We start from the raw sequence: 17,339 nt of genomic DNA on the forward strand, positions 1-17,339 counted from the left end.
CCATAATATTGCTATATTACGAACCATGTCGAAAATATCTAGTAATTAGTTTTCATAACTGGTAAAATGAACCTATGAGTCTAGTAATAAATTATATTTTAAGGAGGATCTCATGAAACAATTTAAATGGGCAACAGTCGGACTGTTGCTGCTAACCATCTTAGCTCTCGCACCTCTCCAGTCATTTGCAAGCTTCAAGTTTTCCGACGTCCCCGCCAAAAGTGAATATTTTAAAGAAGTTCATTACATAGCTGAAAAAGGAATTATCAATCAAACTCCTAAATTCAACCCTCAAGATAACTTACGACGTTCACATGTTGCCAAGATGCTCGTTATTGCAACTGGCACTCAAAACACACAGTTAAAAAACATGGAGATTAATGGTTTGAAGCCAACTAGCGAACAATACAAGTTTGCTAACATCGCACTTCAAAAAGGATACTTCCCTAACACTGACGCGAATAACTTCAAACCGAACGAAGAAATTAAACGGGATGAAATGGCTTATGCGATGTCAGTAGCGTTTAACTTATCCGAAAAAGTAACGAGCCAAAAACCTTTAGGTATGGATGATGTGAAAAACCATAAATACGCTGACCGGATCAATGGCTTGTATTATGCAGGTATTACACAAGGTGACAACAAGAAATTCTTACCGAATAATTTGTTAACACGTAAACAATTTGCCTTATTCGTTGCACGTGCGATGGACAAGCAGTTTGCATTAACTGTTAAAACACCAGACCAGCAATCCAGTGTAAAGTATGTACGCGTTGCAACGGGTGATGATACAGATCCATTGAACGTACGTAGCGCACCTTCCGAGTCCTCTGCTATTATCCATGTGTTGCCTAACGGTACAGTGGTAGAAGTAATAGGAAATCAAGGCATTTGGTTGAAAGTAAATATTAATGGTGTAGAAGGATATATTCATGAATATTTCACGACACCTAATTTAAATGACGTTAAACCGACGCCAAAACCACCTGTCACTACACCAAAACCAACGCCTGTTGCGAAAACAATGGGTAAAGTTACTGTAAATAATTTAAATGTACGTTCAGCAGGTAATTCCAGTGCCTCTACTGTGGGTAAGCTTCAATCAGGTCAGAAAGTAGAAGTCCTCTCCATCTCTGGATACTGGGCTAAGATCCGCACGGGCAGCACGACAGGTTATGTGCACAAGACGTATTTGAAATTCTTGAATCAAACAGGTAATCCATTAAAAGATCGTATCATCGTGGTCGATGCTGGACACGGTGGACATGACCCAGGTGCAGGTAAGAATGGTAAATCTGAAAAAAACATCACATTGAACGTTTCAAAGAAAGTGGAAGCGAAACTAAAGAATGCTGGCGCTAAAGTTCTCATGACACGTTCCAACGATACGTATTATACACTTCAAGCACGTACAGATTTCGCTAAGAAGAATTTTGCTGAGGCATTCGTATCGATTCACGTAAACGCAGCAGGTTTTGCTGCAAAAGGAACGGAAGTTTTCTATGATTCTTCTTCTAACGTAAACGCAACAGAAAGCCGCGATTTAGCTTCATTCATTCAGCGTAACATTGTTCAAAAAGCGAACATGTCTGATCGTGGCGTGAAGAATAAGGGCTTCTATGTAATTAAGAATAATAACGTGGCTGCTGTTCTTGTGGAGTTAGGCTTCATTACTAATTCACAAGATTATGCAAAGTTGACAAGCGAGAAGTATTTGAATATTTATGCTGATGCGATCTATACAGGTCTGTATCAGTATTACAGCAAGCAATAATGTCTTCTCCCCTCCTAGATATGTTCTAGGAGGTTTTTTTATGGAATGAATGCGGTTGAGTGGTCATTCTTTAGGTTGTGATTATAAGTAGGATGGTGAAATGATGAATTGCGTCTAGTACCCTACCTATAAACGCGGTGGGCGAAAAGACTATGCGGCTGCGGGTCTTTGTCACTTTTTTGTTGGGGCGTTGCTCGACTAGTTGTTGGGGACTGAAATTTCCGAGTGTTCGTTTTTCTAGACCCGCACAGGCACGTGGGGGATTGCCTCCAGCCAGGAGCCAGCTGGCGAAAGTTCGCTCCAGTTGGCTCCTGGCCACGGCCTACCCCGCAGTTGTGCCTGTGCTACTGAGGGGTAGTTATTTTCGTTGTGGTTCCAATAGTAAAAAATATCAGCTACATCATGATATCTAGTATGTATTGCTTGCGAAAGAAGTCTACGAACTGCCCTACACTCGACGCAACGAAGGCGCCTGCTGTGGTAGGCGTAGCGAGGAGACAGAGACAGGCGCACTTTCCTGTCTGTGGCTCATCGCGAGAGCCATCCACCAGCGCCGAAGTGGGTACAATGAATTTGCCACTTAGATCGCTAGCTAAACCACAACCTTCTAATTGAACAGGAAAAAGAAAAGCACGTGCAAGAACCGCAAGCCAACTACGATTATTAGGCATGCTAAATAGAAACGTAATCCGACAGCACTTCGACGATTAAAAACAACTATATGAACTGCCATCCACCAGCGCCGTAGTGGGGACAACGAACTCACCACTTACATTGCCAGCTAAACAACAACCTCCTGATCAAACACGAAACAGAAAAAGCACGTGCTAGAACCACAACCCATTGCCGATTCTTACGCACGCTTAACAAAACGTAATCCGAATAGAACTTAATTACTAAATCTAGTAATAACAACTACCCGAACCGCCCTACACACTTCCTCGCTTCCCCGCTTATTTACTAAGACAAAATAAAAAGCAAACAAAAAAGACCGTTATAAGGAGCAAGCTCCTCATAACGGATCTTTATTTTATACAGTCAGTTGATTAACTTCTTTCGCAAAAACATTTTGCGCTTTAGAAATATCTACTTGATGACCCATCTCATTCAACGTTTCACCAATTTGCATAACGGCCTTTTCCAACATATCCGCTGTAGTATTCCCCATATGTCCGATACGGAACGCCTTTCCTGCTAAATGAGCGAGCGAGCCCGATAGAACCGTCCCCTTCTCTGCCATCGCCGCACGGAACTTTCCATCGTCAACACCTTCAGGATACAAAATACAGCTCAGCGTCGGTGCCGCCACTTCTTCTGAAGCGATTGCCTTCATTCCATAGACTGCTAGACTCTGTCTGACAGCACGACCAAATGCTTTATGGCGTCGAATACGAGTGTCTAGTCCCTCTTCCATTACGATACGTAGTCCTTCTTCTAGCGCATACACTAAGTTTACTGCAGGCGTTGCGAAGTATTTTGAAGGATCATGCATGACCGGAATCCAATTATAAATATCACAATAGTAAGCTTGCACACGTTCCATAGCGGCACGTGCATCCAAAGCTTTCTGATTGAACGCTACGAGCGCAATGCCTGGTGGAACACCAATGGCTTTCTGTGATCCGGTCAAGACGATATCGACTGTATTGCCTGCTCCACCATATTCTTTACTCATGTCCTCGTCCATCGCAGTAGTTGCACATACGCCGTCCACGATGACAAGAGCACCGTGCTTCTTAATTACAGGCACAACGGCTTCCAAATCAATTCTTACGCCCGTTGAAGTATCTGCGTGTGTCACAGTAACTGCTTTATAATGACCTTCAGACAATTTCTTGTCAATTTCTTCAGGTGATACTTGCTGCCCCCATTCGGATTGCAATACATCTACTTGAATACCAAATGCTTGTCCCAATTTGATGAAGCGATCTCCGAAGTATCCTTGGCTGACAACGAGAAGTTTTTCGCCTTCTGCAATCGTATTAACAATCGCCATTTCCATTCCAATCGTTCCTGAACCAGCTACTACAAATACTTCACCGTCTGTATTAAAGATTTCCCTCGTCTGATCGATAGTATGTTTATAGATTTTGACAAAACGTGGATCCGTATGTGACCATGTCTCACTCGCCATTGCATCATAGATTGAATCCACAACTGGTGTGGGTCCAGGGATTAACAACATTTCTTTATTTCTCATCATTGAATTCCTCCTCTTAATGAAGTACATGTCTCTTATACTATATAAACTATCTAAATTTTTCAAATAAAATAAAAAGCAGGAAATTGGATATTTTTTATCCAATTCCCTGCACACTACATTTCATCTATTAAAAGATGTTGCGATCCGTTATCATATGAATACCCCTTTGTTGAAGCGAACGAAACTTTCTCCCAAAAGTGACATTCGGTAAAGCAGTTATACTATTAGAACTGTGCTGTTTCAGTTGAACCAGACATAGCAGTTGTTGAAGATTGACCTTCAGAGATTACCTGTGTCACTTCGTCAAAGTAACCTGTTCCAACTTCACGTTGGTGACGAGTAGCAGTGTATCCTTTTGCCTCATTTTCAAACTCAGCTTGTTGAAGCTCTGAGTAAGCAGCCATTCCACGAGTTTTGTAACCGTGTGCCAATTCGAACATGCTGTGGTTTAATGAGTGGAAACCAGCAAGTGTTACGAACTGGAACTTGTAGCCCATCTTACCAAGTTCAACCTGGTACTTCGCGATTGTTTCTTGATCAAGATTCGCTTTCCAGTTGAATGATGGTGAACAGTTATAAGCAAGCATTTTTTCAGGGAATTTCGCGTGAATTGCGTCAGCAAATTCTTGAGCTTCTTCAAGTGATGGATGAGAAGTTTCACACCATACTAGGTCAGCGTATTCAGCATAAGCAAGTCCACGTGCGATTGCTTGTTTGATACCTGGTGTAGTTTTGAAGAACCCTTCGTTCGTGCGCTCTCCTGTGATGAATGGAGCATCGATTGGATCGATGTCGCTAGTTACCATATCAGCAGCGTCAGCGTCAGTACGAGCGATGATTACAGTATCAACGCCTAGTACGTCAGCAGCTAGACGTGCAGCTGTAAGGTTACGAACTGCGTTTTGAGTTGGAAGAAGTACTTTACCACCCAAGTGTCCACATTTCTTTTCAGATGCTAATTGGTCTTCCAAGTGAACACCAGCAGCTCCAGCTTCAATCATGCCTTTCATTAACTCAAATACGTTCAATGGACCACCGAAACCAGCTTCCATGTCAGCTACGATTGGAGCGAACCAATTAAATCCGTCTTCACGGCCTTCTGCATGGTCGATCTGGTCAGCACGTTGAAGTGCTTGGTTGATGCGCTTAACAACTGCAGGTACAGAGTTTGCCGGATATAAACTTTGGTCAGGATACATTTGTCCTGCAAGGTTTGCATCAGCAGCAACTTGCCATCCGCTTAGATAAATAGCTTGTAGACCAGCTTTAACTTGCTGTACTGCTTGGTTACCCGTTAGTGCACCTAGTGCATTAATGAAATCTTCTTCATGAAGAGATTCCCAAAGGCGAGCAGCACCCTTTTCAGCTAGTGTATTTTGAATTAGAAGTGAACCTCTAAGTTTAACTACGTCCTCAGCAGTGTAGTTACGTTTGATTCCTTTCCAACGACTATCCTCAGCCCAGCTTTTCTCCAATTGTGCAATTTGTTCTTGTCTTGTTGACATTATCTTCACACCTTCCCAATTTTTCAACGGCTAACTGTTACAACCTGTTTCATAACAGCTATCTTCGTTATGTATTACTATATAACAGCACTTCAGAATTGTCAGTCCATTTCGACAAAAAGGCTTTTTTAGAGGATGAAAGAATGATAGAATGGATGAAAGGGCATACATTGGAATATAACTATATAAAAAGGGGATTTTATGAAGATTATGGAAAATATCGATATCCCAAAGAAAATTCTGAATCAATACGCTTCTGTATTAGAAGACTGGGTTCCAAAAGACGCTTCTATAGCTATTGCAGTTTCCGATCACTATATCTATTACGTTCCGGGTATGCATGATATTCATTTGCGGGAAGGCCAACATATCCAGACCGGCAGTATCGCTGAAGTTACGATTAAAGACCAGCGCAAAGTAGAAGTCGTTATGGACAACTCTCTTTATGGTACATCCTACTTCGGTATCGGCTATCCTATTAACGTACAAGGCGAAAACGGCGCGTTAATCATTATCCTCCCCCCTAACTTCCACGTACTCAAGAAAGATCAGTTACAGTTCCTAACAGGGAAGAAAGATGATGAATGGTTTCCTATTCCATTAGATCAAGTCAGTTATGTAGAAAGTTTACATAAGAAAACGTGGTTTTACACAGCGGGCGATAATTACAATATTAGTTTCACACTGAAAGATTTACACCTTCGTTTACCGAGGTCTTTCTTACGAATTCATCGTTCGTACATCATTAATATGAATTGTATTGAAAAAATTTCACGTGACTTCTCTTCAAATCTTGTGATTAAGCTAATAGACGGTACGGAGTTACCAGTTAGTCAGACGTATTTGAATGAAGTGCGAGCACTTTTAGGATTTTGATATAAAAAACTGAAGACCGTTCCTAATTCAGGATCGGTCTTCAGCCGGAGCGTATGATTTATTTCATATGCTTTTTTATTTGTTCTTTTTAATGGCGTTGGTGAATTGTTTGGTCCCTTTCATTGCTTCTTCATATAATAAAGTGGAAAGGTTTTCAGTTTTTTTACACGTCTCTTTCCAGTCTGCCGCCAGTGAGTGGAAAGCTTTGGAGAAGTGGTCGTCCGCTTTATGCATTTCACCAATTGGAATAGCTACTTCCGATAGGTCTGCTAGCTTCATGAAGTCCGTCACTTTGTGGTGATAGCAGACGGCAATGACAGGTGTTGCAGTACATGTCGCTAGGATCAGCGAGTGTAGTCTTGTGCCAATTACAATATCTTGTTCAGCAGAAATTTGTAGTAAGTCTACCGGTAACAGATTACGATCGATCACTGTAGTTTTTTTGGCTTCCTTCATTAAGGATTGAATATCTTTCGTAACATCTGCGTCTTGAGGGAACTTGGTAGCGAAGAATGTGATTTCGACAGGATGCTTAGCCGCTAGTTCATCTAAATTTCTCGCCATTCCTTCTATATACTGTTGATAGATATCTTCCTTACTCTCCGGCCAATACCCCGCATGATAATAAGGTACAGCTGTAATACCGATTTTTAACGGACGATCAGCTGTTGCTTTGCGCTCACGTTTTAATGAAAAGGCTGGATCCCCTATCACTTCTACAGGTTTTTGTACGCCTACTGACTTCAATAAATCAGCCGATTCAGGATCTCTCACTGAAATACTTTCAGCATGTTTACCCATGTACCGGATAAACCATTTGCCTAACTCACTACTGAGGGGGCCTGCTCCACAGCCGTAAATCACATACGGAACGCCAGAATTCTTAGCCATCATAGCGTACGATCCGTATAAGGGTGCTTCGCGTTTATAAAGATCCATTAAAATTCCGCCACCGCCTATAATGAGCAAGTCAAATGTTTTCACGATCTTTTTGTTTTGAAGATAGGTGGCACCGAACGTTTTCACCGCGTTTCCCTTTTTATAATACAAAGGTGCACTCTTTACTTGATAGCGTTTCGCAGTTTGCTTCGGGTTATTGCTGAATACCGTAATGACGTCACTTGGGACATTGAAGGTCGACGTAACTTGTGAAATAAGACTCAATAAAATGGCTTCATCGCCGTTATTGTCATTTCCATAGTTCCCTACTATTCCTATTTTCAATTTTTACCATCCTCTACAGTTCATTTGCTATAAGTATAGCAGAGTGACCTTTTATAGTGTATTCAAAAGACAGGAAAGCCTTCCAATCCAAGGGCATGCCAGGGATTGGAAGGCTTCTCTAATTACTTCGCTATACTTCTATATAGGAATGCACTAAATTGGGCACGGTTAACCGGCTTGCCTGGCATGAATTCGCCTTTTTCATTACCAGTTGTAATTCCGTGATTTGCCAGAATATGAATTTGCTTATACGCACCATGTTGCGGTGAGACGTCTATGAACTTCTTCGCAGACTCCCCTTCTAAACTATAAGCTTTGACTAAAATCATTGCCATCTGCGAACGCGTCAATTGTCCTGTCGGATTAAATGTCCCATCAGAATGGCCGCCTACGATATTGGCATTGGCGATCGCACTGATTTCATTGTAATAGCGATGTGTTTTGGGTACATCACTGAACTCTCTACGTGCTTCCTCTGCCGGTGGTAAATTGAAAGCTCGGCTTAATATTAATGCCGCGTGCTCTCTTGATAAAGTATTACCTGGATTGAACGTTCCGTCCGTGTCTCCATTAATGATACCGCGATCACGTAAGAAATAGATTTCTGTCGCGTAAGCATAAGATAACGGTACATCTTTAAACAATTCTTTACTCGGATTATCTACAATAGGTGGCACAGGTCCTGGTTCTACTGGTTGAGTTGGGACTTCGGTGGATTTCACTTCAATCGGTATAGAAATCACTTTCTTGCCGAGAGTCGCTTGCACTTGTCCTTTTCCTGCTTTGGTTGCCGTAAACGTTCCAGAAGAAGTGATGGAACCAATATCATTTGTAACGCTCCATACTAATTGGTGCGGTTGATAGATGATTGGTTTCCCGGAAGCATCTGCCGGAGTAGCTGTAAATGTAATCTTCTCCCCTGGTTTAACGCTTGTTGCAGAAGATTTCACGTCGAGTCTTGCAGGCTGATCAATGACCGTGACCGGGAAAGATTGTTCTGCTAATCCGTAGTTGACGCTGATGCGATCTTCCCCTGCCTGAACCGCTTTATATGTCAGACCTGTTCCTTCTACCGTTCCTTTTGCAGATGTGGTTTTCAATTGGGAAGAGCTTGGCACAATGGGATTATAATGCGCATCCAATACATAATTAATTTTCAGATCAGCAGTTGCACCGACCAACATTTCTCCCACTTGAGAACGGGAAACACTTACGTATGCTGGTTGTCCTGTTGGTGCAGTACTTACCGCTTCAAGAATCGCTGAAATATTTCGCTGAGTAGAATTGGATGTACGATTAGCCAATACTACTTCGTTACTGCCATAGTTACGAATTCCCATCGTAGTGGACCCGCCACCGTCAAAGTTCAACGCGCGATCGTATCCTTTTGATACAAGATAATTTGCAAATTGGGTCAATGTCATGCCGTTACTGTATCCAGCTCTTGAATCAACCGTCACCATATGCACTTGCTTTTTATCTTTACTGATCGCGATAGCGGTTCTTGCCGTCTTTGCTGTGGCACGCCAGTTATTCGTATCCATTGTGATATGGCGTTGTCCATCTTTAACAAGCATCGGGCCGCTCGCCATCATGAATTCGGAGTCTTTCCATTTATCATCAATTGATAGATTCAATGAAAGTGGATCTCCAACAGCTACTGATTTGAAACGCTCCAACCCCTTCTTTCCATGGATGGATACAACAAAACCATTTTTCGGTATCGTCACTGCCTGTTTATCTCCATAACCACGCACGTTGACCACTTTACCTTGAAGTTGCTGGCCATAATGTGTCGATGTGATCGGTGCATTCGTTTCAACGACTAATTCAATACCGTATTCATTGGAACCGGTCGTGTTTTTCACATGCTGCGGAGTGAAGATGATCGTTTCATCCGCCTGACGTTCACGGTTAAGTCCTGTCATTTGAAAACTGTTACCATTGACACCGACTTCAATTCCTAGATTAAAATAATCAATTTCGGAAAGACCGTTACTAGTCACACCAAACGCAATCGGATGGCTGACATAGTAGGAGTTCGCACTCGAGATGACACCGCCATTTACGATTTCATTCCCTTCGGACAACAAATACATCGGCATACCTGTCTTCATATCGAAGAACGAAGTGTTTACTGCACCTACCACGCGATGGCCTTCTTTTGAATCACGGTTTGCCAAAGTCAATGTAGGTGCAGTCTTCGAAATGGGAGCAGGAAGACCCATTTTCAGTTTCGTGAACGGATCACTCAAATCAACGCCTATGTGATTGATGTGACTGCTTGCTGAATATGTATAGTGAGAATAGGTAACTCCTGAAGACACGGGGTAACTAGAAACAACTTTCGTGCTTGCTGCCGCTGAGAATGGCAATGAAATTAGCATGGCTGCTGACATAGCGGTAACAACTAAATTCCGCTTCGTGCGAGACAGCAAAGTATTCTGTACGATAACACAACTCCACCTTTTCTACTCATTATCAATATATAGTCTATCAAATAAGGCCTAGATTTTCATGTACCGTTTGAACGAAATAAGTAAAGAAAAGAAAATTTATGGAATTTGAGAGCGATTTTTGGTTTTCATGAAGTGATGGATTGGGTTTATGCGTTTTTTACTGGTTTTAGGTCGGGGGGGGATGGGTCTTGGGTTGAGTAATGAGCGCTTGTGGGGTGGTTATGGGCGGATAGCATGTGGCATTGAGCGCTTGCGAGGTAAATATGAGCGGATGGCAGGTCGCATTGAGCGGTTGCGAGGTAAATATGAGCGGATGGCGGGACGCATTGAGCGCTTGCGGGGTAGCTATGAGCGGATAACAGGATGCATTGAGCGCTTGCGGAGTAACTATGAGCGGATAACAAGACGCATTGAGCGAGCGCTTGCGAGGTAAATATGAGCGGATGGCGGGACGCATTGAGCGCTTGCGGGATAACTATGAGCGGATGGCAGGTCGCATTGAGCGCTTGCGAGGTAGCTATGAGCGGATGGCTGGATGCATTGAGCGCTTGCGGGATAACTATGAGCGGATAACAGGACGCATTGAGCGCTCACGAGGTAACAATGAGCGGATAACAGACGACATTGAGCGGATACACAAGAACTATGAGCGGTTAAGCCGTTACTATGATCACTTACACAAAACTACGCGCGGACAAGCCAAATAAAAAACCTACGAATAGATTAACCATTCGTAGGCTTCGATGTGTCTTGCTGCTTGCTGAACGCAACAAATGCGCCAAGCAAGATAAAGTAAAACAATGTATACATCTTCAGTTCCCAGATATTATAGTACATTCCGGAAACGCCTGTTGAAAACCATAGCGCAATCATAAACACACCGAAGTTCGTATGACGTGATTGCCAGAAGAGCCGCAGCATACTTAACAGGAAGAGTGCAAAAATCAGCACGCCAATTACACCGGTTTCTGCAATAACTTGAATATATTGATTGTCTGAATAGAAATATTTCCCACCATAGATATCCGAACTTATACCATAGTGATCATAAATCGGTGACCCATACGATAATGTGGCTGAACCGCCGAATGAACCGAATCCGGTACCCGTAATAGGATGATCACCGAAGATTTCAAAACCCTTACTAATATAGAAGAATCGTCCGCTCTCAGTCATGAGGGCTAAGTTCTTCTCATCAAACGTTTCGCCGAAGCGTCCCCCGATACTTCCGGCCCCGTCAGGTTTCTGTTCTACTTCTACGCCCAACGTTTGTATATATTGTACAGCCAAGTTTACTGGATAATATATTAGGATAATCGAAGCGACACCTGCAATCACCAGTCGTTTCAGGAGATACCATTTTCTCGTCATGAGGATAAAGACAATACCGAACACCACTGCTGAAATCCACGTTCCTCTTGAATACGTAAGAACTAGTATTCCGAAGAACAATACGAGCAATACACGGAATGTCCATTTGTATTTATTTTGCTGGTACACATGTTGCAAATAAATGATCCCGATAATCCCGAAAAATAAGGATAAAGCCAAAGAGTTTGGATTACCAGTAAGTCCGTAAATACGCACGGCATTAGTTGCGGATAAAACTTTATACTTCCATTCTTCAGGCAGTAGCCACTGACGCAGTGACAGTTTTTCCACCAAGCCATGAAGTGACATGACAACGTTCAACCAGACCGTCGCCCACGCAAGTTGTTGTAGCCATTTGTTCGTCAACGTCATTCTTGAAATGATGTAGTAAAGCAAATACATAATCAAAAATGTTCGAACTTGGAAAATGATAGACGTTGGTGTGACGTCATTTAGGAACCCTACGATCGAGCCAAATAAAATAAAGGCAAAGTAGGACCACTCAAACCATTTAAATGTAAATAGAGAACGAAGATTATGTCGGTAATGGAACAACGTCCACGCAAATACGACAAAGATGATTAAATCTCCTATTAACTTCATCCCACTGTTTACTTCCAGCAAAAATGGTCGTATGTTGACGTAAATCACCAGAAATAGAATACTTTGCTGTGGTTTAACAATAGTAAATAGGACAAAAAATAAGGTCGTTCCAAGCAAAGCTATTTTTGACGGTAGTAATAATGCGATGAGCATCACAGCTACTGCAATCAGTATTGTACTTATGGTTTGTTTTTCTAATCGCTGTTTCCATATATTCATTAGTCTATAAAACCCTTTCTACGCTTGCTAGTTCCTTGTTGCATTATATCACTATCTAGGACGGAATAGTGAAAGCTTTCGTTGCATCTTCTTGAATAATTGCAGATTGTCGTTTATTGCTATATTTGGCATTTCATCTTAGATAAGTATTTTACATAATTAGTATGCATTTCCACCCTAACGATCTATATGTACCATTCATTATATAGGAACTTATTATAATAATAGTCTATTAATATATCAAAAGTTGCTTACCAATACTAGTCCTTTCTGCTACAATAGTAGGAGATTTATATAGGAGGTTTTGATTTGAAACGTTTGATTACAGTACTGATACTATTGCTTTTAATTGCTTCTCCTATCTTCACACCGGTGGCGAGTGCAAATGATTTCACTAGTCATCAAATGCAACAAGAACTGACATTTTGGATAGATAAAGGGGTTATCCAAAAGGACGCAAAGGGGAATGTCTATCCGAATCGCGCAGTTACACGTGGTGAGTTTGCTTCGTATTTGGCACGTTCACTCGCATTACCTGCTTCGACAAGATATACCTTTAAAGATTTAAAAGCAAACCATTCCCGTACAATTGAAATTCAAAACGCTGCAGGTGCTGGAATTTTAGCAGGCTATCCTGATGGTACATTCAAAGCGAATCAGCAGATTACCCGACAGCAAATGGCAGGCATGATATTTAAAGCATTCCGTTTCCTTGACATCCCTGTCAATTCCAAGACCGTTCAATTTAAGGATAGTAAGAAAATCTCGACAAACTTCATACCGGCTGTATCAGCGGCTTCTTCATTGAATATCATACGTGGAGATCAAGGCTATTTTAAACCGACAAGTAACGCAACGATTGCTCATGCTTCTGCATTTTTATTCCGTATGTTCGCAGTTGCTGACGGAAAAGGTAATACCCGTCCCCCTACGAATGTTGGCGGTACGGACAATCCTAAAGTGCATAAAGTTAGCTCGATTTCCAACAGTCAGCTGAATGTAACGGATGAATCCTACATCACGTTTGAAGACGCATTAGCAGCATACAATGCTTCTTCCATCATTCAAACGATTTCCGTTCATAATAAAATCATCAAGATGAAGTCAGGTCAGGCGTTTGCTTCAGAAAATCCAAAGCAGTATACGTCACTATATAGTGATCCTGCATTGAAAAACGAAGTGACATATGTGCAGAAAGGTTATGAACTGGACTACATAGGAAGTAGCCCAGAACGCGTTGTAGTAGATGTAGGCGGCTATACCTATTATGCGAAACACGCAGAAATTGATCTAGTCCCTTCACTGTTATCTAAAGGTGCAAGCCAGTACAAAGTAACAAGTGATGGCTTACTAATTCACCAACCATACTATCGTACATACGATGCAAAAACGAAACAGTATAAAGGTAGTTACGCAGAATATACAGTAGGCCCAGCTTCTCCTGCAATGAAAAAAGGACAGACCTATACGAGTAACGATGGAGTTCACTTTAAAGAATTGAACGGTTCCGCAACGATTACCTATTATCCGTACTTTCAATTTCAATCGGTGCGCCAGCCTTCTACTTACACTGGGCAGGAACTAGATCGCTTTATTTCTAACGCATTACAAGCAAGACAGAAAACAGGTATCGCACGCTATAAAAATGCTACATCCAAGTCGAAATTAATTGGACTAGGTACGTATGTGAAACAAATGGAGAAACAGCATAACGTCAATGCGATGTTCATCTTAGCAACAGCTATACATGAGAGTGATTACGGAATGAGCGGCAATGCGCAGCAGAAAAACAACATTTTCGGTATCCGCGTATTCGACTCTTCACCGGATAAAGGTGAAGTCTATGGTAATCCTACAAGAAGCGTCGATGCATTCATCACTCGCTACATCAACTTAAACTATGCAAATCCCCTCGGCGCGTATGCCAATGGTGCAGCTCCAGGTAATAAAGCAGTCGGCTTCAATATGAAGTATGCATCTGATCCTTTCTGGGGAAGCAAGATTGCGGGCCATATGTGGCGTATCGATCAGTTCCTCGGGAATAAAGATGCAAACCAAGCGCAATTAGCTGTGATTTCATATACAGGCAATACAGCAGTGAATATTCGGACAAGCCCTGAAACGGTGAATAGGAATAATATTCTATTCTCGTACAAGCCTAAGCATCCAGGCAATCTGGCAGCATTCGGCTATCCGTTAATTGTTACAGATCGTACGACAGGCGCAGATGGCTTTGTTTGGTACAAGGTGCGTATGGATATCAATCCAGGTACGACACAAATCAATGAACCATACGGCTGGATCCGTTCTGATCTCGTTACGCTTGTGAATTAAATAAACAATGAAACCACCTATTCCAGAGACTTTGGAAAGGTGGTTTTTTAGTGTGAAGAAGCTTACATTTACAAACAACTTAGTGTCAATGGCTTTATGTGTAACGCTCATTCTTCCACGATATCCGCTCATAAAGTCTTTAGAAGTGCTCTATCATCCCTCGAAATCGCTCTATCTAACCAATTAACCGCTCAATGAACCTCTGCAAACGCTCTATGTCCGTTAGTAACCGCTCTATTAACCTTCCCGAATCCGCCTGGAACACCAATCCACATGCATCCCCTATCATTTCTCAGCAAAACAACAAAAACACCATCTCCCAGACTAACGGAGATGGTGTCTTCATCATTATAATGCGTCCGTATACTCTTTACCTGCTGGCAATAAGTTGGACATGTTGATTCGTTTCAGACCTTCTTTGATCTTGGTCGTATATCCTTTTTTCGTACTGTTCAAATAACCAGCCTTCGACTTAATCATCCGCTCGAATACTTTGGCTTTCGACTGATCAATTTGTGACCACTTTTCATAAGAGTAAATCAAGTCTTCCAATGTCAGATGAACATAATCAGTTCCTGAAAACTGACCATTTGGCGCACGTTTGTACCAAATGTCACCATTTGAACGAGTCCACTTCTTCTCTTCGAAGCGTATCGCTTTTTCAATGGCACTGGCATTCTCCAAATAGACCGGATCATTGAACTCTTGGAATGCGAGTAAGAGAATGTTCATGCCGCCAAGTAAATGGTTCATTGACGTATGAGTCTTCACCTGCGATTTTGCTGGGAAGTAATCCGGGATATAGTATGCAGTGGGAGACAAGAAGTTTACATTCCCTTTTCTATGCTGCTGTACAAGCAAGTTCGCATAGTTACGCAATCCTTCATTGTAGTCTTTATGATTGAATGCTTTACCACCATTATAAAGGAATAAGGCAATCTGTTCATTAAAGCGTGTATCAACGAATGGAGCAGTAAAGTTATATAAATGCGTCAAATACGTACTCGTCACTTCAGTTTCCCAATATGGCTTACTGCCTCTGAAGACAGCTAAGTTCGTAAAAGAGTTATGCAAAATATCTTCATAATAGCGTTCTTTTGTTTGGTTGTATAACAGCATGACACGATCTTCTTTTACTAGAAGTAAATTACGACCATATCCTCGCCCTGAAGCAGGCATAGGTTCGATAGTTGTCGCCATCTTATTGTATGGACCTTCAGCTGTATACCATTTGTTGCGCTTTTTATAGTTGGTAATGGATTCCCGAAGCCATGAATCCAATCTTTCCTTTGATGAGAAGAGTTTTTTATTGGATGAGAGATACCATTGATCCACAACATCGTATCCTCTAGAGTTTAACTCATACACTGATACACGATTATCGCCCATCAGAATATTGCTGTACGTTTCTTTCTCGTCCTGTAGTTCTCGTGTTCGGCTGACTGCACCATTACGATACTTTAACTCAAGCTCACGTGAACGATATGTTTTTGATATCATTTGCTGTCCAGTGCCTTGTTGTGAAATCGTTTCAAGCACACCCACTGGCGAAGTAGCAATATCGAATCCGAATGTATCATCCACATCTTTTTTCATTGGGAACTTGTCAAAACGTTCTATTGTGTTCGTTTGGATGCCTCCATCAATTCGTACCAAGTCGACACGAATCGGTAGACGGTCAGGGTTTCTCAACTCTACGAATGTAAAGTAATCACCGTTTGGCAATTCTCTTTTCGTTACAGTAACTTTTGTGCTTTTTCTTCCACTGACTCCATAGACATAAATATGATCCGTTGCATGAGCATGTGTTTTTACCCGTTTAGCTGATAAAGACAAGAAATGATTTGAACGCAAGTATGTCTGTCCTTCTTGCGTCAAAGGAACTTCCGTAATAAATTGTTCAAAACGAATGGGTTCAAATTTCCCCATAGTTTGTGTTTTATTGAAAACAATCGGTTGCTTTTTTTCGAGCATTCCTGCTTGAATCATTGCTCTATGTAGGAATACAGCAAATGAACCACGGTTAACAGAAAGTTTTGGAGCAAATGATCCATCCTCTTTACCTGTTGTAATACCGTGCTGCATAAGTACTTTTACACCGTATCTGTGAGATTCACTAATACTCTTTTCATCAGTAAAGTGTACTTTTTCACCTGTATCTTTCAATTTAAATGCATTGACTAACACACTTGCCATTTGTTCACGTGTTAATTCATCACTAACACCGAAATTACCATCGGGCTTCCCTCTAAATATGCCTGCTTGATAAGTAGACATGGCACCGCGTAAGTGGGAAGACTTTGCGCTAACATCTTTGAATATCGGCTGATAGGGAGCTTCAGGTAATTGCAATGCAGCAGTCAGCAAGTTTGCGGCTTGCCCACGTTTGATGCTGACACCTGGACGGTATTGTAAATCTTGATAACCGTTAATGATTCCTTCTTCGACAAGCTGTGTTACTTCATCTTTTGCCCAATATTCATTGCTGACATCGGAGAAACGCTGGTTTACTGTTTCTGCTTTCGCATGTATTGGCAGTGCAATAAAGCATACTAACACCGCGATCAGCAATGAATTAAAAATTGCGTATGTATTTTTCTTTGATGCGCTGAACATCTTTAAAATCAACTCCATTCTTTAAGTTTCTTGGTTATAGTATGTAGTTTCCTTCGACAATTATAGCATACCTAACTTTTCATTTGGACTATCATTGTAAAGGGGGAATTTTCCACGTGATCTAGCTATGATATTTACTCAGACCATCTTCCATT

The 17,339-nt window shown here is 41.7% G+C and carries 10 protein-coding genes; 4 read left to right on the plus strand and 6 right to left on the minus strand.

Annotated elements, in window-relative coordinates:
• Nucleotides 1-112: 112 nt before the first annotated feature.
• Nucleotides 113-1,774 (plus strand): N-acetylmuramoyl-L-alanine amidase, encoded by a 1,662-nt coding sequence (locus tag H605_RS17185; protein WP_051210425.1) that lies wholly within the window; start codon nt 113-115, stop codon nt 1,772-1,774.
• Nucleotides 1,775-2,804: 1,030 nt separating this feature from the next.
• Here the strand turns inward: H605_RS17185 and H605_RS0101635 are convergent.
• Both H605_RS0101635 and aceA read right to left on the minus strand, forming a co-directional pair.
• Nucleotides 2,805-3,974, minus strand: coding sequence for a pyridoxal-phosphate-dependent aminotransferase family protein (locus H605_RS0101635; RefSeq protein WP_029052591.1), 1,170 nt, complete (start codon nt 3,972-3,974; stop codon nt 2,805-2,807).
• Nucleotides 3,975-4,201: 227 nt separating this feature from the next.
• The gene (aceA, locus tag H605_RS0101640) at nt 4,202-5,482 is read right to left on the minus strand and encodes an isocitrate lyase (protein WP_029052592.1); all 1,281 of its coding nucleotides are present in this window, start codon (nt 5,480-5,482) and stop codon (nt 4,202-4,204) included.
• Between the two features lie 201 nt (nt 5,483-5,683).
• On the opposite strand from aceA, the gene H605_RS0101645 reads away from it, so the two are divergent.
• A complete protein-coding gene (locus tag H605_RS0101645) occupies nt 5,684-6,358 on the plus strand; it encodes a LytTR family DNA-binding domain-containing protein (protein WP_232321208.1) in 675 nt (224 codons plus the stop codon).
• A 75-nt stretch (nt 6,359-6,433) separates the two neighbouring features.
• Here the strand turns inward: H605_RS0101645 and H605_RS0101650 are convergent, their stop codons facing one another.
• Nucleotides 6,434-7,582, minus strand: a complete 1,149-nt coding sequence (locus H605_RS0101650) for a polysaccharide pyruvyl transferase family protein (RefSeq protein ID WP_029052594.1) — start codon at nt 7,580-7,582, stop codon at nt 6,434-6,436.
• Nucleotides 7,583-7,704: 122 nt separating this feature from the next.
• Nucleotides 7,705-9,981, minus strand: coding sequence for an S-layer homology domain-containing protein (locus tag H605_RS17190; RefSeq protein WP_155979450.1), 2,277 nt, complete (start codon nt 9,979-9,981; stop codon nt 7,705-7,707).
• A gap of 482 nt (nt 9,982-10,463) precedes the next feature.
• Between H605_RS17190 and H605_RS0101660 the strand changes: the two genes are divergently transcribed.
• Entirely contained in the window at nt 10,464-10,748 is a 285-nt protein-coding gene (locus H605_RS0101660; RefSeq protein WP_211225421.1) for a hypothetical protein, read from the plus strand.
• 16 nt (nt 10,749-10,764) lie between these two features.
• On the opposite strand, the gene H605_RS0101665 is transcribed toward H605_RS0101660, so the two are convergent.
• On the minus strand, nt 10,765-12,234 hold the full coding sequence (locus tag H605_RS0101665; protein ID WP_029052596.1) for an O-antigen ligase family protein: 1,470 nt from the start codon (nt 12,232-12,234) through the stop codon (nt 10,765-10,767).
• A 309-nt stretch (nt 12,235-12,543) separates the two neighbouring features.
• Here H605_RS0101665 and H605_RS0101670 point away from each other — a divergent pair, with 309 nt between their 5' ends.
• Complete coding sequence (locus H605_RS0101670) at nt 12,544-14,568, plus strand: S-layer homology domain-containing protein (protein WP_037561361.1); 2,025 nt, start codon at nt 12,544-12,546, stop codon at nt 14,566-14,568.
• Between the two features lie 348 nt (nt 14,569-14,916).
• On the opposite strand, the gene H605_RS0101675 is transcribed toward H605_RS0101670, so the two are convergent.
• Nucleotides 14,917-17,202 (minus strand): S-layer homology domain-containing protein, encoded by a 2,286-nt coding sequence (locus H605_RS0101675; RefSeq protein ID WP_232321207.1) that lies wholly within the window; start codon nt 17,200-17,202, stop codon nt 14,917-14,919.
• Nucleotides 17,203-17,339 lie beyond the last annotated feature (137 nt).

Origin of the sequence: Sporosarcina ureae DSM 2281 (assembly GCF_000425545.1) — a bacterium.
GTDB lineage: Bacteria > Bacillota > Bacilli > Bacillales_A > Planococcaceae > Sporosarcina > Sporosarcina ureae.